The sequence below is a fragment of the Pseudomonas sp. NPDC077186 genome (genome assembly GCF_044543505.1).
In the GTDB taxonomy this organism is placed as follows: domain Bacteria; phylum Pseudomonadota; class Gammaproteobacteria; order Pseudomonadales; family Pseudomonadaceae; genus Aquipseudomonas.
This window is the reverse complement of the sequence record NZ_JBITWE010000010.1, coordinates 19,838-39,009: the sequence shown is the minus strand read 5'-3', so window position 1 is coordinate 39,009 and position 19,172 is coordinate 19,838. Positions and strand designations below refer to the sequence as shown.

The 19,172-nt window shown below is 65.0% G+C and carries 15 protein-coding genes; 4 read left to right on the top strand and 11 right to left on the bottom strand.

Going from position 1 to position 19,172, the window contains the following annotated elements; all coding sequences use genetic code 11:
• Positions 1–37: 37 nt before the first annotated feature.
• The 9 genes from ACIGKL_RS24055 to ACIGKL_RS24015 all read right to left on the bottom strand — a co-directional run bounded on the left by ACIGKL_RS24055 (position 38) and on the right by ACIGKL_RS24015 (position 12,306).
• Entirely contained in the window at positions 38–1,186 is a 1,149-nt protein-coding gene (locus ACIGKL_RS24055; protein ID WP_397488865.1) for a thiolase C-terminal domain-containing protein, read from the bottom strand.
• A gap of 165 nt (positions 1,187–1,351) precedes the next feature.
• Entirely contained in the window at positions 1,352–4,006 is a 2,655-nt protein-coding gene (locus ACIGKL_RS24050; protein ID WP_397488864.1) for a LuxR C-terminal-related transcriptional regulator, read from the bottom strand.
• A gap of 91 nt (positions 4,007–4,097) precedes the next feature.
• Positions 4,098–5,732, bottom strand: a complete 1,635-nt coding sequence (locus ACIGKL_RS24045; protein ID WP_397488863.1) for a 3-(methylthio)propionyl-CoA ligase — start codon at positions 5,730–5,732, stop codon at positions 4,098–4,100.
• Between the two features lie 152 nt (positions 5,733–5,884).
• The gene (locus tag ACIGKL_RS24040) at positions 5,885–6,679 is read right to left on the bottom strand and encodes an SDR family NAD(P)-dependent oxidoreductase (RefSeq protein WP_397488862.1); all 795 of its coding nucleotides are present in this window, start codon (positions 6,677–6,679) and stop codon (positions 5,885–5,887) included.
• Between the two features lie 37 nt (positions 6,680–6,716).
• The gene (locus ACIGKL_RS24035) at positions 6,717–6,965 is read right to left on the bottom strand and encodes a hypothetical protein (RefSeq protein WP_397488861.1); all 249 of its coding nucleotides are present in this window, start codon (positions 6,963–6,965) and stop codon (positions 6,717–6,719) included.
• 14 nt (positions 6,966–6,979) lie between these two features.
• Complete coding sequence (locus tag ACIGKL_RS24030; protein ID WP_397488860.1) at positions 6,980–8,218, bottom strand: thiolase family protein; 1,239 nt, start codon at positions 8,216–8,218, stop codon at positions 6,980–6,982.
• A gap of 9 nt (positions 8,219–8,227) precedes the next feature.
• Positions 8,228–9,799: a class I adenylate-forming enzyme family protein gene (locus tag ACIGKL_RS24025; protein ID WP_397488859.1), complete on the bottom strand. Its 1,572-nt coding sequence runs from the start codon at positions 9,797–9,799 to the stop codon at positions 8,228–8,230.
• Between the two features lie 56 nt (positions 9,800–9,855).
• Entirely contained in the window at positions 9,856–10,989 is a 1,134-nt protein-coding gene (locus ACIGKL_RS24020) for a saccharopine dehydrogenase family protein (RefSeq protein ID WP_397488858.1), read from the bottom strand.
• 36 nt (positions 10,990–11,025) lie between these two features.
• Entirely contained in the window at positions 11,026–12,306 is a 1,281-nt protein-coding gene (locus ACIGKL_RS24015; RefSeq protein WP_397488857.1) for an acyl-CoA dehydrogenase family protein, read from the bottom strand.
• Positions 12,307–12,426: 120 nt separating this feature from the next.
• Here ACIGKL_RS24015 and ACIGKL_RS24010 point away from each other — a divergent pair, with 120 nt between their 5' ends.
• Positions 12,427–13,299, top strand: coding sequence for a helix-turn-helix domain-containing protein (locus tag ACIGKL_RS24010; protein WP_397488856.1), 873 nt, complete (start codon positions 12,427–12,429; stop codon positions 13,297–13,299).
• A 119-nt stretch (positions 13,300–13,418) separates the two neighbouring features.
• Here the strand turns inward: ACIGKL_RS24010 and ACIGKL_RS24005 are convergent, their stop codons facing one another.
• Positions 13,419–15,116, bottom strand: coding sequence for a DUF1254 domain-containing protein (locus ACIGKL_RS24005; RefSeq protein WP_397488886.1), 1,698 nt, complete (start codon positions 15,114–15,116; stop codon positions 13,419–13,421).
• A 231-nt stretch (positions 15,117–15,347) separates the two neighbouring features.
• A complete protein-coding gene (locus ACIGKL_RS24000; RefSeq protein ID WP_397488885.1) occupies positions 15,348–15,605 on the bottom strand; it encodes a helix-turn-helix transcriptional regulator in 258 nt (85 codons plus the stop codon).
• A 429-nt stretch (positions 15,606–16,034) separates the two neighbouring features.
• Between ACIGKL_RS24000 and ACIGKL_RS23995 the strand changes: the two genes are divergently transcribed.
• The 3 genes from ACIGKL_RS23995 to ACIGKL_RS23985 all read left to right on the top strand — a co-directional run bounded on the left by ACIGKL_RS23995 (position 16,035) and on the right by ACIGKL_RS23985 (position 19,170).
• The gene (locus ACIGKL_RS23995) at positions 16,035–17,321 is read left to right on the top strand and encodes an OmpP1/FadL family transporter (protein WP_397488855.1); all 1,287 of its coding nucleotides are present in this window, start codon (positions 16,035–16,037) and stop codon (positions 17,319–17,321) included.
• A gap of 101 nt (positions 17,322–17,422) precedes the next feature.
• The gene (locus tag ACIGKL_RS23990) at positions 17,423–18,082 is read left to right on the top strand and encodes a DUF3313 domain-containing protein (RefSeq protein WP_397488854.1); all 660 of its coding nucleotides are present in this window, start codon (positions 17,423–17,425) and stop codon (positions 18,080–18,082) included.
• A 125-nt stretch (positions 18,083–18,207) separates the two neighbouring features.
• Positions 18,208–19,170 (top strand): formylglycine-generating enzyme family protein, encoded by a 963-nt coding sequence (locus tag ACIGKL_RS23985; protein WP_397488853.1) that lies wholly within the window; start codon positions 18,208–18,210, stop codon positions 19,168–19,170.
• Positions 19,171–19,172 lie beyond the last annotated feature (2 nt).

Below are 19,172 nucleotides of genomic sequence, written 5' to 3'. Positions count from 1 at the left end.
TACTCGCTGTGTGGTGATGAATGCTGCGGTCGCGGCCTCAGAGCCGCTGGAGAATCGCAACCGTGACCGAACGCCCGACGGCGGCACTGTGCTGGAGGCCGGTGCGGGCTCCCGCCACCTGTCGGGCGCCCGCCTCGCCGCGCAGCTGGCGAACCAGCTCCGCCAGTTGCGCCAGGGCGCTGGCCCCCGGCACCAGGCCGCATCCGAGCAGCCCTCCCGAGGGGCAGACTGCGGGCTTCGCCGCGGCGCGCAGTGCGAACTCGCCGACGCCCTCCTCCTCGCAAAGCCCGAGCGCGGCGCTGAACATCAGGAAGTCGCCCACGCTCTGGTCGTGCAGCTCGACGACGTCCAGATCCTCGACGCCGACCCCGGCTTGGGCGCAGGCCTGGGCGCAGGCCCTGCGGGTGGCCGCGCGGCCCAGAACGTCGAGCAGGTTGCCGGCCGCCAGCTCGCTGAGCGTCTCGCCGGCCCGCGCGCTGCCGAGCAGGGCCACCCCGCCGCGCGCGCCGTAGCGCGCGGCGAAGGCCTGCGAACAGAGCAGCAGCGCCGCCGCGCCAGAGGCAGGCGGACACAGGTAGGGGGGTAGCCAGCCGTCCTGCTGGAGCGCATCGGCCAGGGCCGCGCCGTGCTGTCGGGCCTGTTTCCGGGCCCGCTCGACCACCGCCTCGAAGCAGGCGTCGGTGACGCCCAGCCGGTCCTTCAGCCAGGCCATTTGCGCCGCATACAGCGCGGCCGGATGGTCGCGCTGGGCGATCATGCTCAAGGGGTTGGCGGGCAACAGCGCATCGCCCAGGTCTTCACTGGGAAAGTCGTCCAGGCCGAACAGGGTCCGCTTGCTGATGCCGGCGCGCATGTCTTCGAAACCGAGCACCAGGATCGCCTCGGCCTCGCCGGCCAGGATGCTGTTGCGCGCCAGGTGCACTGCGCTGCTGGCCGACACGCCGCCGTCGCGCATGCAGAACATCGGCACGCCGGACAGGCCGACCTGCATCAGCAACTGCTCGCTGACGCCGACGCCGCAGTTGACGCTGGCCATGAACACCTGATCGACCAGGTCGTAGTCGATGCGCGCATCGTCGAGCGCCATGCGCACCGCCTGCCCGACGAGCTCGGGCAGCGGGCTTCGCGTGGTCAACGGGGTGAAGGGGGTGACCCCTACTCCTGCGATCAGCACTCGTTGCGACATGATGCTTCCCCATGGTTCGGCGCCCGCCGGAGCACGACTGCGGGCCATGAAATCGATGGAGAAGAAGGTATGCCCGTTCGCCACTTGTGCCCCCCCCTGCGTCTGGGGGGCCGTGCGGGCGCAACGGGGGGCTAGGCGTGGCGCCAGCGTCGCGCGCAACGCGCCCTAGCGATCCGCCTCGAGGATGCCGAGCATGTAGGCGCGATCCACGACATGCCGGCGGGTGCCGGCCTGGAACTTGCCGAACAGGTTCTTCAGGTGCCACTTGACCGTCTCTTCGCCGACGTTGAGGGCGAGCGCGATCTGCTTGTTGGAGAGATTGCGCGCCAGCAGTTGCAGGACCTCCTGCTCCTTGGGCGTCAACAGGCGACTCGGCGCCACCTTGGCCGGCGCGGCACGGGTAACGGGTTCCGCCGCTGGCGTTGGCCCAGCCGCAGGCTGCGGCTCGATTGCCTCCTGGCTCCAGCGCACCAGCAGCGGGTGGGTATCCAGCAGCACCCGACGCATGCCGTACTCGCTCGCCAGGCTGTGCGCCTCCTGCAGGCTGGCCTGGCCGTCGCGTCCCGTCTCGCGCAACGCCAGGGCCTTGAACAGCAGCGCCTGGACCAGCTCCCGACCGCGCCGCACCCTGCTGGCGAGTTCATGCAGTTCGGCGGCGACCGCCAGCAACTCGGCCCAGCCGCGCTGCGCCAGCAGCACGTAGGCGCGGGCGACCCCGACGTGCAGGCGCAGCTCCGGCGCCAGCAGGCTGTCGGGGTCGTGGAAACAGGGCGGAATCACCTCCTCGAGCCGCTGCCAGAGCACCTGGCAGGTATCCACCCGGCCCTGCAGCGCATGCAGGCGAATCTGCTCGCCCAGCGATACGACCTGGAACCGCGGCACCTCCCGTTCGTCGCCGAGCGCGTACAGCGCCTCGAGCAGGTCGTGACTGCGGTGCGCCTGCCCGTTGAGGCTGGCCAACCGCGCCGCCGTGACGAAACCGAATACGATCGCATCGGGGCTGGCCAGGCGCTCGATCACGTCCAGACGGTTCGCCAATATGGTGGCAGCCTCGTCGAGCTCGTTGCTTTCCAGCAGAACCGCTGCCAGCGAGCTGGCGAGGAAGGTCGCCACCGTGCTGCGTCGGCCTATGTCATGCTCGGCCTGCTGCAAGGTGCGGCGCAGGCTCTCCGCGGCAGGCAGCATGCGCCCCTCCCACAGGTAGCTGGCGCCGATTACCCACTCGGCGAAACCACGGATCGCGTCCAGACCATCCGTCCAGCTGTACTGGGGCGCTCGACGGCAAACGCGTCGCGCTATCTCCGCCTGGCCACGAAACAACGCCAGTCGCGACTGCTGGTTGGCCAGCAAGGCAAGCGCCTTTACCGAAGACGTGGGCGGGGATTCGATCCAGCGCCCGATGATGGCCTGCGACTCGTCCGGGCGATCGGAAAAATAGGCCGCCGCGGAGGCAATGGCAGCGGCCTCGCAACCGGCTTCCTCGTCGATCGAGGGGTCGGATTGCAGCTTGACGATCAGACGCGTGGCCTGCTCCGGATGATCGCTCATGGCCAATGCCCAGGCCGCCGCCAGGCACATGCGCGGACGTGACTCGACCTCCTCGGCGGGCAGTTCGCCGACCCACTCGATGACCCGGCTGAACTGGCCGCGCAGCATGATCTCGTAGAGACACTGCTCGATCATGTCGTAGGCCTGGGCCGGCAGATCGGCGCTCAGGTAGTGCCGTGCGGCCTCCTCGAAGAAGCCGCGCGCCTCCAGCCAGGCAGCGGCCCGCTGGTGCAGTTCGTTGCGCCGCATCTGCGGCAGCAGCGCCACGCGTTGCAGGAGGAACTCGCGGGCCAGCGGATGGATGCGCACCCAATCGCTGCCCAGGCCCTCGGCAAAGATCGGCGTACTGACACAGAGTTCGGCCATCCGCTCGCCTGCCCGCGGGTCGGCGCTCAGCGCGCTGCACAGCTCGGGGTGGAGGTTTTCCGGCAGGGCGATACAGGTGAGGAAGTCGATCTGCTCCGGCTTGAGTTTTGCCACCAGGCTGTCGACGAAATAGCGACGGATATCCCCGGTGCAGGCCTTGAGCTCGTGAATGGCCCGCTCGGGGCCCGTGCTTCTTTCGATGGCCGCCACGGCCAGTTGCAACCCCAGCGGCCAGCCCTCGGTGAGCTCGTGCAGTTCCACCCGCAGGTCGATGTCGAGGCCCTCGCCGAAGCGGCTGGCCAGCACCGCGATGGTTTCCTCGACACGGAAGCGCAGGACCTCCAGGCCGAGCCCGAGAAAGGCGCCGCGCGCCTGCAACTCGGCGGCTTGCAGGTTGAGGCGGCGGCGCGAGGCCATCAATACACGCAGATTCGCCGGAGCATTGTGCAAGAGGTAGGTCAGTGCGCCGCGGATGGTGGCATCGGGTAGCGCATCGACCTCATCGAGCAGCAGCGCCACTTGGCCGCCCATGTCGGCCACCTCGGCCAACCACTCGGTCATATCGCCCAGGGCGTCATGCCTGCTCATGATCTGGTTGGCCGAGCTGGCGAACACCTGCCGACCACTGGCCACCAGCATGGCGGCCGTCAGTCCTTGAACGAAACGCACACCGTCGTCGCGACTGTCCAGCGTCAGCCAACCGACGACAGCCCCCCGCGCCAGCAGCTCGCGGCGCCATTGCGTCAGCAGCCAGGTCTTGCCGAACCCAGCCGGCGCATGCACTGAAATGGCCGTGCGCGAAGCCAGCCCGTCCACCTCCAGGCTCAGGCGCTCGCGGCGGTAGGCGGTCTTCTGGCTTCTCGGCGGGGTGGTCTTGAGTACCAGCTCTGGCTCGATCCTTTCCACTTACGGCGCCTCGGACAGGGAAGAACGTCAGTGCCCACCAGTATTGGTGCAGATTCCGCTGCTGCGCCAGTCGGCAAACCGGGTTCTGCTCTCAGTCTCCGTCGAGCACATGGTCGCGAAACTGTTCGCGCAGCTTCATCTTCTGCAGCTTGCCCGTCGCGGTGTGCGGCAGTTGGTCGACGAAGGCCACGTCGTCCGGCAGCCACCAGCGGGCCACGCGCCCGGCGAGGAAGTCGCGCAATTGCGCCTTGCTCGCCGACCTGCCCGGCTTGAGCACTACCACCAGCAGCGGACGCTCCTGCCACTTCTCATGGGGGATACCGATCACCGCCGCCTCGGCCACCGCCGGGTGGCCCATGGCGGCGTTCTCCAGGTCGATGGAGGAAATCCATTCGCCCCCCGACTTGATCACGTCCTTGGCGCGGTCGGTGATCTGCATGTAGCCGTCGGCATCGATGGTGGCGACGTCGCCGGTATCGAACCAGCCCTCGGCGTCGAGGATGGTCTCGGCCTGGCGGTAGTAGTGACTGGCGATCCACGGCCCCTTCACCAGCAGGTGCCCGGCCGAGCGGCCGTCATGAGGCAGCTCGACGCCTTCGTCGTCGACCACCTTCATCGCCACGCCGAACAGCGCCCTGCCCTGCTTGGCCTGCAGATCCAGGCGCGCCTCGAGATCGGCGCCGGCATGCTTGGGCAGGGGCGCGCAGAGGGTGCCCAGCGGCGACATCTCGGTCATGCCCCAGGCGTGCATGACCCGGGTGTCGAAGTCGCGCTCGAAGCGCTCGACCTGGCTGCGCGGCGCCGCCGCGCCGCCGATCACCACCCGCTCCAGGCACAGCTCCTTGGCAGGCTTCAGCTGCTCGGCCTCGACATGCTGCTGCAGCATCATCCACACCGTGGGTACGCCCAGGGCCAGGGTCACCCGCTCGCTGCGCATCAGCTCGTAGATGCTTTCGCCGTCCAGAGCCGGCCCCGGCAGCACCAGCTTGGCGCCGCTCATGGCGCAGGCGTAGGGCATGCCCCAGGCGTTGACATGGAACATCGGCACCACCAGCAGCGCCGAGTCCAGCGAAGACAAGCCGAAGCCCTCGCGGGTGCACAGCGCCAGCGAGTGCAGCAGCGAGGAGCGGTGGGAGTACAGCACGCCCTTGGGGTTGCCAGTGGTGCCGGAGGTGTAGCACATGGAGGACGCCAGGCGCTCGTCGAAACTCGGCCAGGCGAAGTCCTCGCTCTGGTCGGCGATCAGTTCCTCGAAGCACAGCAGGTTGGGCACCCGGATATCGGGCATGTGGCTGCGCTCGGTCATCGCCACGAAAGCCTTCACGCCGGGTAGCTGCGGCGCCAGCTGTTCGACCAGCGCGGCGAAGCTGAGGTCGAAGAACAGCACGCGGTCTTCGGCATGGCGGACGATGAACTCGATCTGCTCCGGAAACAGTCTGGGATTGATGGTGTGCAGCACCGCGCCCATGCCGGACACGGCGAAGTACAGCTCCAGGTGCCGATAGCCGTTCCATGCCAGGGTGCCGACGCGCTCGCCCGGTTCGACGCCGAGCCGGGTCAGGGCGTTGGCCATCTGCTTGGCGCGGCGCCCTATATCGGCGTAGGTGCAGTGGTGCATGGGGCCTTCGACCGTCCGCGAGGCAATCTGCCCGGTCGGATGGCATCTCAGGGCATGTTCGAGCACCGAGGAAATAAGTAGGGGGTGGTCCTGCATCAAACCCAGCATGGCTTCGCTCCATTGTTCTTGTTAGGCGTGCGGGGCATGACTGACGAAGCCCTGCCCCGCCTCGCGGCGCAAGGCAAAGTACGGCGATTCGGCCTGATCGAGCGCCCCCTTCGACGGGGGGGAACCCTTCACTGCTTGATACGCGAGCCGCGTCAGCCGATCCAGCGCAGAACAGCCGGATAGCTGTTGGGTAGCAGCCTTACGAGCCAATGGGTCGTGCGCGACAGATGCCCGGTGAGGATGCGCTTCCTGCGCTTGCGCAGGCCGTCGATGATCTCGGCCGCGCACTTTTCCGGCGGCGTCACCAGCAGTTTTTCGGCCCTGTCGGCAAACGCCCCTTCCACGTCCCCGGCCAGCTTCACGCGGCGACCCGCGCGCTCGATATTGGTCTTGATGCCGCCCGGGTGTACGCACACTGCACGCACCCCCGTCCCCCGTAGTTCCTGCCACAGGCACTCGGTAAGACCGCGCACCGCGAACTTGGAGATGTTATAGGCGCTCTGGCAGGGGTAGGCGAACAGGCCGAAGATGCTGGAAATATTGACGATGCAGCCTTCGTCCTGGCGCTGCATGATCGGCAGGAACGCCTTGGTGCCGTATAGCACGCCGTACAGGTTGATGTTCAGCAGCCACTCGTACTCGTCGATATCGGTATTGGCCACGGAGCCGACCAGCGTGGCGCCGGCATTGTTGATCAGGTAATGGACGGCGCCGAAGTCGCGCAGCACCTCGTCGGAATGGGCGAACATCTGGTCCCGGGCCGCCACGTCCACGCGGTAGGCGCGCGCATCGGTGCCTGGCGCGAGCTGCTGCAGGGTGTCCTGCAGATCCGCCTCATTGATGTCGGACAACGCAAGGCGCGCGCCCGCCTCGGCAAGCTGTACGGCCAGCGCCCGGCCGATGCCGGAGCCGGCTCCGGTGATCACCACGACTTTGTTCTCGAACATCTTCATCTCTCCAGAGCAGACCACAATGACTGGCACCTCAGCGCTGACGCAGCGGCCACCAGTGCAGGAAGCCGAACAGCAATGTCAGCAGCAGGCTGATTGCCAGCGGCCCTGGGTAGCGGCGCACATGGCGGAACATGACCAATGCCTCCAGCAGATGGGCCGAGAGCAGCATGGCGGCCACATAGCGCAGGGCCGTTTCGGCGCCGAAAGGCAGCGGCATGAAGAGGCCGACCAACGCCAGCAGGTAGATGGCCAGGCAACCGATTTTCAGGAGTGCGTTCATCTTCTTGTCGTTCTCTATTTGCTCAGAATGTGGATGGCCAGCGCGGCTTCTTCTACGCCCTGCAGGCCGCCGCCGTTCTCCTGGATGGCATGGCGCGCGCCCTCGACCTGGCGCTCACCTGCCTCGCCGCGCAACTGCGTCACCAGCTCGTACAGTTGGCCGATGCCGGTGGCGCCCAACGGATGGCCCTTGGATTCCAGGCCACCGGAGGTATTGATGGGGATGCGTCCGCCGAGGGTGAAGTCGCCGCGTTCGGCTGCCGGCCCGCCTTCGCCCAGGGGCGCCAGCCCCAGGTTTTCCGCCTGGATGATCTCGCCCATGGCGGAGGCGTCGTGCACCTCGGCTACGTGCATGTCCTGCGGCCCCAGGCCGGCCATCTCATAGGCCAGGTCGGCGGCGCGCCGGCCCAGGTGCAGTTCGGGCCGTTCCAGCGGCCGATGGCTGAAACTCTGGATCACGCTGGCGGCCACCTTGATGCAACGGCTGCGGTCGGCGCCGATGCGCCTGAGCCCCTCCTCGGTGCAGAGGATCGCGGCCGCGGCGCCGTCGGAGAGGGGCGCACACATCGGCAGGGTGATGGGATAGGTGATGGGGGGCGCCGCCAGGATCTCTTCGATGGTGAATGGCCGGCGGAACTGGGAATGGGGGTTGTACACCGAATGCCCATGGTTCTTGGCAGATACCGCGGCGATCTGCCGTTGGGTAGTGCCGAAAGTACGCATATGGAAACGGCACATGGCAGCATAGATGGCCATGAACTTGCTGTAGGGGCGATCCGATTCCGAACCCTCGGGAATCTCCACGCCCTCGCCCATCCTCACCAGGGTCCGATAGTTTTCCTCGGCCCGCACGACATCCCAGCCGCCCTCGAACACGGCGAAGGCTTTGGCCTTGTCGCTGATGTTCATCTTTTCCGCACCCAGTGCCAGTGCCACATCCGTGGCCCCGGCCTTGAGGCTCTGCACCGCCAGGTGCACGGCCGAGCTGCCGGAGGCACAAGCGTTCTCCACGTTGAAGATCGGAATGCTGTGAATGCCGATCTTGCTGAAAACCACCTGACCGGGAATGGATATCTGGCCCTGCAAAAGGCCGTTGGTCATGCCCGAGTAGTAGGCCACGCCTACATCCGCAGCACTGCAACGGGCATCCCTCAGGGCGCCATGCAGGGCCTCGCCGGCCAGGTCTTCGAGACTGCGCTGCAGATGGCGGCCGAACACGGTCATGGCGATACCGGCGATATAGATAGTGCTCATGGCGGCCTCCTAGATCTTGCGCGCGCTGGCGTTCCAGTAACGGGCGCGCAGGTCCTTCTTCAGCACCTTGCCCGCCGGGCTACGCGGCAACACTTCAACGAAGTCGACAGTCTTGGGCGCCTTCACCGAACCGAGTTTTTCCTTGCACAGCGCGATCAGCGCTTCGGCAGCCACCTCCTGGCCGGCGTTGAGTTCCACCACCGCCTTCACCGCTTCGCCCCACTGCGCGTCGGGCACGCCGATCACCGCACAGTCCTGTACCGCCGGATGGCTCCACAGCACCTGTTCCACTTCGCTCGGATAGACGTTGAATCCGCCGGAAATGATCATGTCCTTCTTGCGATCGGTGATGTGCAGGTAGCCCTCGGCGTCGACATGGCCGATATCGCCGGTGCGCAGCCAACCGTCGACTAGGGTTTCGGCGGTCTTCTCCGGAGCCTGGTAATAGCCCTTCATTACCAGATCGCCGCGCACGCAGATTTCGCCGGTCTCGCCCTGCGGCAGGATGGCGCCGTCGTCGCTCATGATCTCGCAGCCGATCAACGGGTTGGGGCGCCCTACCGAGGACAGGCGCTCGTCCGAGGCGATATTGCCGGCGCCGTCGAAGTGTTCGTCCGGGCGCAGGAAGGCAATGGAGGCCGGCGCTTCGGTCTGGCCATAGCCGCCCATCATCACCGGGCCGAAGGTCTCGATCGCCAGCTTGAGCTTGTCCACCGACATGGGCGCGGCGCCGTACATGAAGTAGCGCAGGGAGGAGAAATCCACCTTCTCCTTCAGCCCCGGAATATCGAGCAGGCGATAGATCACCGTAGGCGGCAGGAAGAACTCCGTGACCCGGTATTTGGCAATGCCGCCGAGCAGCAGCGCCGGATCGGGCTTGGTCACCACCACCACGGTGCCGCCCAGCGCGGTGCAGGGTAGCGACAGCAGCCCGGCGGTATGGGTCATGGGCGCCGCCGCCAGGTTGACCGGGCGCTCGTTGCCGCCGTAGCTGCAACGCATCATGAAGTGCGCGCAGAAGGTCTGCGCGCTGCGGTGGGTGTTCATTACCCCCTTGGGCGCACCGGTAGTGCCGCCGGTGGCGGAGAGCATGATCACGTCGTCCAGCTCCACCGCCACCACGGGTCTGTCGGCCGACTGATGCTCGACCCAGTGCTGCAGCGAGAGGCTGCCGGCTACCGCCGGCGCCTCGCCGTCTATGCAGATCCAGCGCCTGATCTTCGGCAGGCGCGGCTGCAGCCCGGCGATGGTGTCGGCGAAGGCCTGCTGGAAGAACAGTACCTCGCAATCGAAGCTGTCCAGCACATGGTGATTCTCCTCCACCGAGTTGCGCGCGCCCACCGGAATCCAGCACATGTTGGCGCGCCACAGCCCCAGGGTGCAGGTCCAGGCGGTGACGTCGTTGCCGGCCCAGATGGCGCCCTTGGTCTCCTTGGGCAGGCCCTCCGCCAGCAACGCATTGGCGATACGGCAGGACAGCGCTCCCACCTCGTCGAAGCTGTGGTGGCGGTCGTCCTGGATATAGGCGCTGCCCTGCGGATTGCCGCGCCAGCCGCGGTCAAAGAAGTCGATGATGGCCATGAGGCTCCTCGCAATGGGCACGGCCCTGTCGCGAGAGCCATACCCCAGACAGATGGTTACAGCTGGGTGACGGTGGCGCGGGCCAGGCCGCGTTCTTCCAGGAAGCCCAGCAGGTAGCGGTGACCGAAGGCCTTGGAGCCGGAGGCGAAGCCGACCTTGCTGGTTTCGCCGTCGAGCAGCTTGATCACGCCGGCGGTCTGCAGCGCGCCGGTGGCGATATAGGCGGTGGTGCCGAACACCTCGGCGCGCACGGCGGAAAGCTGGCCGCGGCCGATGGCGGTATCGACCATGCGCACCTGGGTGGTGCGTTCGCGCGGCGGCATGCTCGGCGTGGTGGAGTCGACGACCTGCTTGATCACCACGTCCTGATGCTCGCTGGGCAGATCCTTGTACTCCTGCTCCCACTTGTAGCCCAGCTGGTGCACCTTCTGCATCACGTCGTTGTCGTAGAAACCGACGCAGGAAACGCAGCTACGCACGCGGGAGTCGTTCTCGAAATAGACCGGCAGCGAGGTACCGCCCCACGGCAAGGCGAAGACCGACTGCATGAAGTGCGGCGAGTTGATCTGGAACGAGGCGTGGGCCGCATGCTCCTTCAACTTGCCGTCCCACAGGTAGCACTGCTGCACGCGCAGCATCTCGAAGATCGACGCGGTAGAACCCACGGTCACCCCGGCGACGCCCTCACGTGGGCCGCGGCATAGGGTGCTGGTTTCCAGCGCATCGATGCCCGGGTGCTCCAGGGCCAGTTCGGCGGCGATTTCCGCATAGCTGTACATGTAGGACAGGGACGGCGACACCAGCAGGCCGGCCTGGCGATACAGCTCGCCGAACTGGTCGCGCACCGCGCGGATATAGCTCTGCTCACCGGTGGTATCGATGTGGTGGCAGCCAGCCTTGAGCGCGGCCTCGACGCCCACCAGGCCGAAGTTGACGAAGGGCCCCACGGTGTTGCACACCACCCTGGCGCCGGTGAAGGCCTTGGTCAGCGCCTCCACATTGTGCTCGCACTCGATGATCTCGTAGGTCGCCGACTCCAGACGCACCACGCGCTGCGCCATCATTTCCTTGACGCGAGCAGCGCTGCGGGCCACGGCCGTGAAGGGAATGTTCTGGTCGATCAACCAGTCCATGATCAGCATGCCGGTGTAGCCACTGGCGCCATAAACAACTACTGGATACTTGGCCATTGTGTGTTTCCTCGTAATTCTTGTTGGAGAAGGAAGTCAGTTCTGCGCCCAGCCTTCGGCATACAGCTGCTGAGCCAGCAGCCCCAGGCGCATGGTGAGTACTCGGTTCTCGCCGTCTTCGATCAGCGCGGCGCGGGCATCGCGGAACAGTTTTTCGATGGGGTATTCACGCGAGGTGCCTGCCCCGCCGAACAGCTGCAGCGCCTCGTCGGCCACCCGCATGGCCTCTTCGGTGACCGTCACCTTGGCCGAAGCGGTTGCGTAGGGATGGCTGCTGGGGGATAGACGCGCGAAGGCCAGCGAGCGACGTGCCGTGGCACGCGCCAGCTCGACCCGGCGCAACATGTCGCCGAGGCGATAGCGGGTCAGTTGATGGTCGATCAGTAGGCGGCCGCCCTGCTTGCGTTCGTGGCAGTACTGCAGCGCCATCTCGAAGGCCGCGCGCGCCAGGCCGGTGAACACCTGGGACATGTGGGTCCCGGCGAAGGACCAGGCCGAGGCCATGTTGCCGTAGTACTCGTCGCGCAATGCCACCGCATAGCGCTTGGGTATCCGTACGTTGTCGAAGTAGATCTCGCCCTGCGGTAGGGCACGCTGGCCGATCTTGTCCAACGCCCTGCCGCGGGTCACCCCCGGCAGATCCAGCGGGACTATCACCGCCATGCCGTGGGGGCGGCCATCCGCCGCGAAGAAGCCGTCGCCATAATCGGCGCCGATGTAGCACAGAGCCACCTGGGCCACCGCGCCGTTCGACACCCAGGCGGAACACTGGCCGTTGATCACTAGGTCGTCGCCACGCAGTTGCCCCCACAGGTTGCCCTTGTTGCCGGGCTGACCGGGGACCCACTCGCGGGCCATATCGAACACCTGCACATCGCTGCCCTTGTCCGGTTGGGTAATCACCCAGCAGCCGATCTTGTCGGCACACAGCTCCACCAGCTCCCGATTACCGCTCGCCACCGCCATCTGCAGCGGAAAGCCGGCCGCGCCGAGGGACACGCCCAGACCGGCGTCGCCCCAGCCCAGCTCCTCACCGATCAGCGACTCCAGGCGCACGGCCATTTCCGGCGGTAGCTCGCCCAGCAGTTCGGGGCTCAAGCCCAGCTTGGCGTACTCGGCGAAAACCGCGTAGTAAGGGGAGCCGGGTGCGACCACCTCATCGGCGCTCATCTTGTCCAGCTCGACGCCCAGGGGTCGCAGGACCTCGCGGGCAAATCGATGAACCGAGGCCTGGATGGCGGCTTCCTCCTCAGCGAGAGGAGTCTCGAAGCCGCTCAGGCCCACGCTTGGCAGGGTCAGTTGGGTTTTCAGTTGCATTTTCTTCGGCGCCTCGCGCTCTTGTTCTCACGGCTCTCATCTTGCCCCTGCTGCGCGATGGTGCCTTTCAGCAAATGCCCCTATATTTGTCAAAATCCGCTCATTGAGGAGTACCGAGGTTTGTCACGTCCAAGCTGGCTTTCCGTGCGCGAGCAACTGGGCCAGACGCCCATCCTCGAAGGACATATCCACGGCGATATCCCCCTGTTCGTCGAGCGCTACATGTACCAGACCGGCGAGCGCGTGGTTTCCGGGCTCGACTGCACGGCGCTGATCAACCAGTTCGGCGGCGGCCCGGTGGACGAAGGCGAGCAGAACCGGCGGCGCAGCCAGAACCTGCCGACCCAGTCGATCCTGGTGCCGCGGGGGGTTGCCACGCACTGGCACTACACCGGCCCGGTGGACTTCGTGGTCTTCTACTTTCTCGAGGGCGGCAGCGACATCGCCGCCAACCTCACGCTGCTGGCCGAATCGCGCGGGCAGCCGCTCTCGTTCAGCGATCAGCTGACCGGCGCCGCGGCGCAACAATTGGTGAGCGAACTCTATAAAGGTCAAGGAGCCGACCAGGGCTATGTGGCGCGCCTGGCGGCATTGATGCTGGAGCAGAGCTATCGACTGCTGACCACGCCCTGCAGCGTCAATATCAGCCCGCGCTACGCACACTTCTCCCGCCTGCAGGCGGTGCTCAACCAGATCCATCAGAATCTTGCGGGCGATCTGTCGGTGGATGCCCTGGCCAGTTATGCCGGTGTCAGCTCGGCGCATTTCCGGCGTCTGTTTCAGGAAGCCGTGGGCATGCCGGTGCACCGCTATGTGCTGGCGACCCGCCTAGAGCAAGCCAGGAGGCTGCTGACCCTCTCGGAAATGCCTATCGCCCATATCGCTCAGGAGTGCGGCTTCAGCAGCCAGAGCCATCTGACCGTCAGCTTCAGGACGATCCATGCGGTGACACCTGCGCAGTTTCGCGCCCGACTCGCCAGCCGCCAGCAGTAGTGGCCTGCGCCTTGCGCTCTGCGAGTCTGCCGGGAGAGATGCCGGCCCACAAGAAAGGGGGCAGGCCTTGCGAAGACCTACCCCCCATCCTGCGTATCTGGCAACGTCTACCGGCGCCGCTATTTCACTTCTTCGATTTCACCGAGGCGCCAGGTCTGGTCGAACCAGGGCTCGAGCGGGCCGTACAGCCGGAACAGCGTGTACCAGGCTTTTCCGGGTACGGTCTGGATCCAGTTCGCCTGCTTGCCTTCAGGCGCCTGCGGACCGAAATACAGGTCAACGGAGCCATCGGCGTTGGCGATCAGCTCGTCGCGCTTGTTGTTCTTGCTGGGAAACGTCTGGCCGGTCTGCAGCTCGGAGCGGGTCTGCGGGTCGTAGATCACCACGGACCAGAAGTTCTTGGCCGGCGCATCGGCGGGAATGTTCAACTTGTAGGGCTTGCTACCGTCCAGATAGGCGCCCTGGCTGTCGGTCGCCGCATAGGCGTACTGCGAGCCCACCCCGACCATCTTCAGCACCATGGCCGGGGTATTGACCGTGGCCTGGTAGAAGAACAACGTCCGCGCATCCAGGTTACGGCCGCCCAGGCCCTTATTCGCCAGCCACTGATAGTCGCCGCCGATGAAGGCATGGGTCCATGCGCTCCCCGGATACAGAGGGGCGTCAGCAAAACGCGGCCGGAAGCTGATTGCCCGGGCGGTGGCGTTACCGATGGCGACCGCCTCGGTAAGGAGCTTCTGCATCCGCGCGTCCGGGGCGAAAGGCTTGCCCTTCTCGATGCCGACAGCGGCGAACAGGCCGCGCAGCTCCGGGTCGAGCATCGACACCGGCTCGCGATCGATCACCGTATGCAGTTCTTCGTAGAAGTTGAAGTTGTTGGCGTGGATGGTGTTGAAGAACTTTCGCGAGGCGCTGACGAACTCCATCTTGGGAGGATTGCCCTTGCTGGCGAGCGGATAGACCTTGACCCCGCTCTCGAACATCCGGGTGGCGGCATCGGGTTTGCCGTCCACCAGGAAGCCGCGCAGGATCAGCCAGTTGACGTAGCTGGTCGACTTGGACACGAAGTACTTCTCGCCTTCGACGACCGCTTCCATGCCGCCAACCGGCGGCTCCAGATCGCCTTGGTAGTCCGGCGGCAGGATCAGGTACTTGCCGCCCTTGCCGCGGTCGAGGCCAGGCGCGCCCATGTCCGCGACGAAGCGAAAGTAGGCGTCGTTGACGGTGCCCGGGCCCGAGCCTGGCGGTATCTCGACAACGGTTGCGCCGTCCTTCTCGAGATTCAGGAACACCGACAAATAGACCGTATCGGTGTTGCCGGTCAGCATCAGCGGCGCCGAATCCAGCAACTTGTCCATGATCAGTGCCTTGTTCGACGCATCCACCCCCATGCTGAGGTGACCGAGGCGCAACCCCTCGATGGAGGTGGCGGGAATACCGCTGAGGAAGGTCTCCACGCCTCGCATCAGATCGAGGTTGTCGTATAGCGCCTCGACCGTCGGCGCATCCGGCATGCCGTCGAAGAAGCGCAACGTACCGAGCCGGGTTTCGACCGAGTCCGGGGTCATGACCTTGTCGGGAATCCGATAGTTGTAGCCCGGCGTCTTATCCTCGGCCGCCGCAACCGATCCGCAACTCAGCAGGGCCAGGACGGCCAGGCACATCCTATGTTTGGGTTTCATTGGAAGCTGTTCCTTTGCATGCGCTTGATTGTTATCGACCGGGAGGTATCGCGTAACAGGCACACCATTGCACTGGCTGCGGCCCATCCGCTGCGAATATAGAACATCGGGATGTCCGAGCAAACAGATCTGCATCGGCACTTGCTCATCGGTTCCGAATGTTTCACGGCAGCATCTTGGCCCGACGTCACGCAGGTGCCTTTCAGCAATTGCGCTTATTTTTATCAAAATACGCTCATCGGGGCGGGCAAGGACTTGGCCGAACCAGCCCCGATTCCCGGAGGCCGCATATCCCCGTACTGGTCGGTACTCGAAAGCCTGCAGCATCGCTGGCGTGGCTTGAACCTATCCTCTGCAATCTAGCCCTCAAACGCCTGGCACCTCCGGAATCATTGAGGAAATGACAGGTTCTTCATACTCCGTGAGCCAGCGCTCCGTCTCGAGAATGCCGAGCAGGTAGGTACGATCCACCACGTGCCGCCGGGTGCCGGCCCGGAACTTGCCGAAGAGGTTTTTCAGGTGCCACTTGACCCTCTCCTCGCCGACGTTGAGGGCAAGAGCGATCTGCTTGTTGGAGATGTTGCGCGCCAGCAACTGCAGGACATCCTGTTCCTTGAGTGTCAGCAGGCCACCGTGGCCTGCGCGGCACGAGTAACGGGCTCCGCCGCAGCCTGCGGCTCGATTGCCTCCTGGCTCCAGCGCGCCAGCAGCGGGGCGGGTATCCAGCAGTACCGAGCTTACTCGAAAGTGTCCGTGTTAATGGGGTAGCCTCCCGGCGACGAGGGGGCCTGGATGATCGGGGCGCAATGCGCAAGCACGCTGGGCAACGCATGAGGCCAGGCCCGCTGCCCCGGTGAACCCCTAGGCCTGTCCAAAAATGCAAGATGGATTTTCGAAAGCTACAGTAGAGTGGGCACTCGTACCGCTGCCAACCTATCACTCCTGTACTGCTGCCAGTGCGGGGCCGATCCTCGCCCTGTCCGGTGTAGGACACTTGTATGGTGAAGGGCTGCACCAGCGCTCGCACGGACCCATCCGGCCAAGGATAACGAGATGAACCTACATCTTCATACGGCCCTTACAGCCGCCCTTCTGGCGCTACCAGGCCAATTGCTCGCGGGTGGGCTGATGCTCTACGAAACCGCCACGGACAACGTAGGCCTGGCCAATGCGGGTGCCGCGGCCCGGGCTCAAGGCCCCGCCACCCTGGCCAGCAACGTGGCCGGCATCGCCTGGCTGCCGGGCACTCAGATCAGCGCCGGTCTTCAGGTGCTGCACAGCAATCTTGATTTCAAGACCGACGCTGGCACCAACATCGCTGGCGGCGACAGCGGCAACGCCATGGAGTGGTCGCCGGGCGGCAGTTTCTTTGTCAGTCACGAGCTGGGCGATGGTTGGTCGGTGGGTTTTGCCAGCTACGGCGACTTCGGCCTCAGCCTCGACTATACCAACGACTGGAGCGGCCGCTACTTCATGCAGGAGGGGGAAATCCTCGGCATGACGCTGCTGCCGACGCTGGCCTACCGCATCGACGAACAATGGGCCGTGGGCATCGGCCTGCGGGCCTTCTACGGGATGCTCGATACCCGGATCGCAGTGGACAACGACCCGCTGGGCGTGCTCGACCGTCCGGATGGCCGGCTGAAGTATCGTGATCACGATTGGGGCTACGGCGCCAACCTTGGGCTCATCTATGCCCCGCGCCCTGGAACACGCCTTGGCTTGAGCTATACCAGCGAAATCGACGTCAAGTTCGAAGATGGCCTGGACCTCGAAGGCGTCGGCCCCTTCGTCAGCGACCGTCTGCGTGAGCGCGGCGTGCTCGGCGCCGATACGCGCATCGAGATGCACGTACCCCAGACCCTGACGCTCAGCCTCTATCATCAGCTCGATGAGCGCTGGGCATTGTTGGCCAGCGCCAACTGGCAGGACTGGTCCAGGTTTGGTGAAGTGGGGATCGATCTGGACAGCGATACCCCCCGTTCCGCCACCGTCAAGGCGAACTACCGCGATACCTGGCACCTGTCCCTCGGTACACAGTTCCGATTCGACCCGCGGTGGCTGTGGAGCTTCGGTGTCGGTTACGACAGTTCGTCGGTGGATGACGATGATCGCACCCTCACCGTGCCAATGGGGGAGGCCTGGCGCTTCGGCACTGGGCTGACCTATGCCCTGGACAGCCAGACCGACCTGAACCTGAGCTATGAACTGGTCTGGCTCGGCGACATGCCGATAGACCAGGCGAAACCGCTGCCACCGAACGCACCCAAACGGATTTCCGGTGAATTCGAAGACGCCTGGATCCAGGCGCTCAGCGCCAGTGCGAGCTGGCGCTTTTGAGTGCCCTCGCCCTGCCCTGGTGCCGCGTCAGAAATGCACGTTCCGGCAGGCTACCTCTGCCCCTGCCATAGCCCGATTTTACCCAACAAGGAAATTGATCCATGAAGGTGAAGACAGTGATTGTCGGCGGCGCACTGGCCGCCACGCTGCTACTGAGCGGCTGCACCAGCAAGACCGTAAGCCAGACACAATACTCCGGGTTCCTTCCCAGTTACGAAGGATTGACGCCGGTTGAAACGGCAAGCGGTCAGAAAGTTCTGCGCTGGGTGGCCCCTGGCTTCAATGTCGCCGACTACGACAAGCTGATCTATCAGTCGGTACGCTTCCATCCCACCCCACAGACCACCGACCGTATCGGCCAGCAGACCTATGCTGAACTGCTGAAATATTCCAACAACCGGCTAACCCAGGCATTTGCCGAGCGTTTCCAGCTGGTGGGCTTTTCCTCCGGCCCCAGCACCCTTGAATTCCGTGGTGCCATCACCGGCGTCAGCAGCAGCACCGAGGGGCTCAAGCCTTACGAGGTCATCCCCGTCGCGCTGGTGATCGCCGGCGCCATGGCAGCCAGCGGTGAGCGCGACCAGAACTCCGAGCTGTTCCTGGAAGGCGAGTTCATCGACACCAGCACCGGTAAACCGGTGATGCGCGTCGTACGCAAGGGTTTCGGCAAGACGCTGAGCAACGACAAACAGGCCATCACCTTTGCCGACCTCAAGCCGATCATCGATGAGCTGACCACCGACGTATTGAAGTTCCACTAAGGCAACGCGCCCGGCAGGCAGGAGACGCCTATAGTCGCCGTAGCGCCTCGGCCTGCCGATTAAGCCGGCCGCTCCCGAGCTGGCCGCACCTGCTCCAGCAACTTATCCAACAGCAAGGAAACGACATGGTGCTGGAAACCATAAGGAACACGGATATCGCCACTCACTCGCGTGAGGGCATGATCCTCGTCCGCGGACAAACCTTCTGGATGGGCTCGGACGAACATTACCCCGAGGAGGCGCCGGCACATCGCGTCGCCGTCGATGATTTCTTCATCGACGAGACCCCGGTGACAAACGCGCAGTTTGCCAGTTTCGTCGCGGCCACAGGCTATCGGACATTCGCCGAGCAGCCCCCTGACCCCGCCGATTACCCTGGCATCCAGCCAGACATGCTGTATGCGGGATCCCTGGTATTCCAGCCCCGCCGCGGGGTGCTCGACCTGCGCGACTGGACGCAATGGTGGAGTTTTCTGGAGGGTGCCTGCTGGTACCGCCCCTATGGCCTCGGCAGCGACCTGGCAGGACTGGACGACCACCCTGTGGTGCACATTACCTACCAGGATGCGCTGGCCTATGCCCGCTGGCAAGGCAAGGATCTGCCCACCGAGGCGGAGTGGGAACTGGCTGCCCGGGGCGGACTGGATCGAGCCGAATATGCCTGGGGTCATGAATTCACCCCTGAAGGGCGGCATATGGCCAACACCTGGCAGGGCAGCTTCCCTAGCGTTAACGAACTGCAGGACGGCTACCTGAGGACGTCCCCGGTTCGGGCCTTCCCGGCCAACGGCCATGGTCTGTTCGACATGATCGGCAACGTCTGGGAATGGACCTCGGATTGGTATGCGCCCGAACACGCAACCGATGCCTTGAAGCCCTGCTGCATTCCCAAGAACCCACGCGGCGGCCGGGAAGCAGAAAGCTACGACCCTTGCCAACCCGAAATCAGGATCCCCCGCAAGGTACTGAAGGGCGGCTCGCACCTATGCGCGCCCAACTACTGCCGCCGCTATCGCCCCGCAGCACGACACGCGGAAGCCATCGACACCTCCACATGTCATGTGGGCTTCAGGTGTGTCAGCAGATAAGG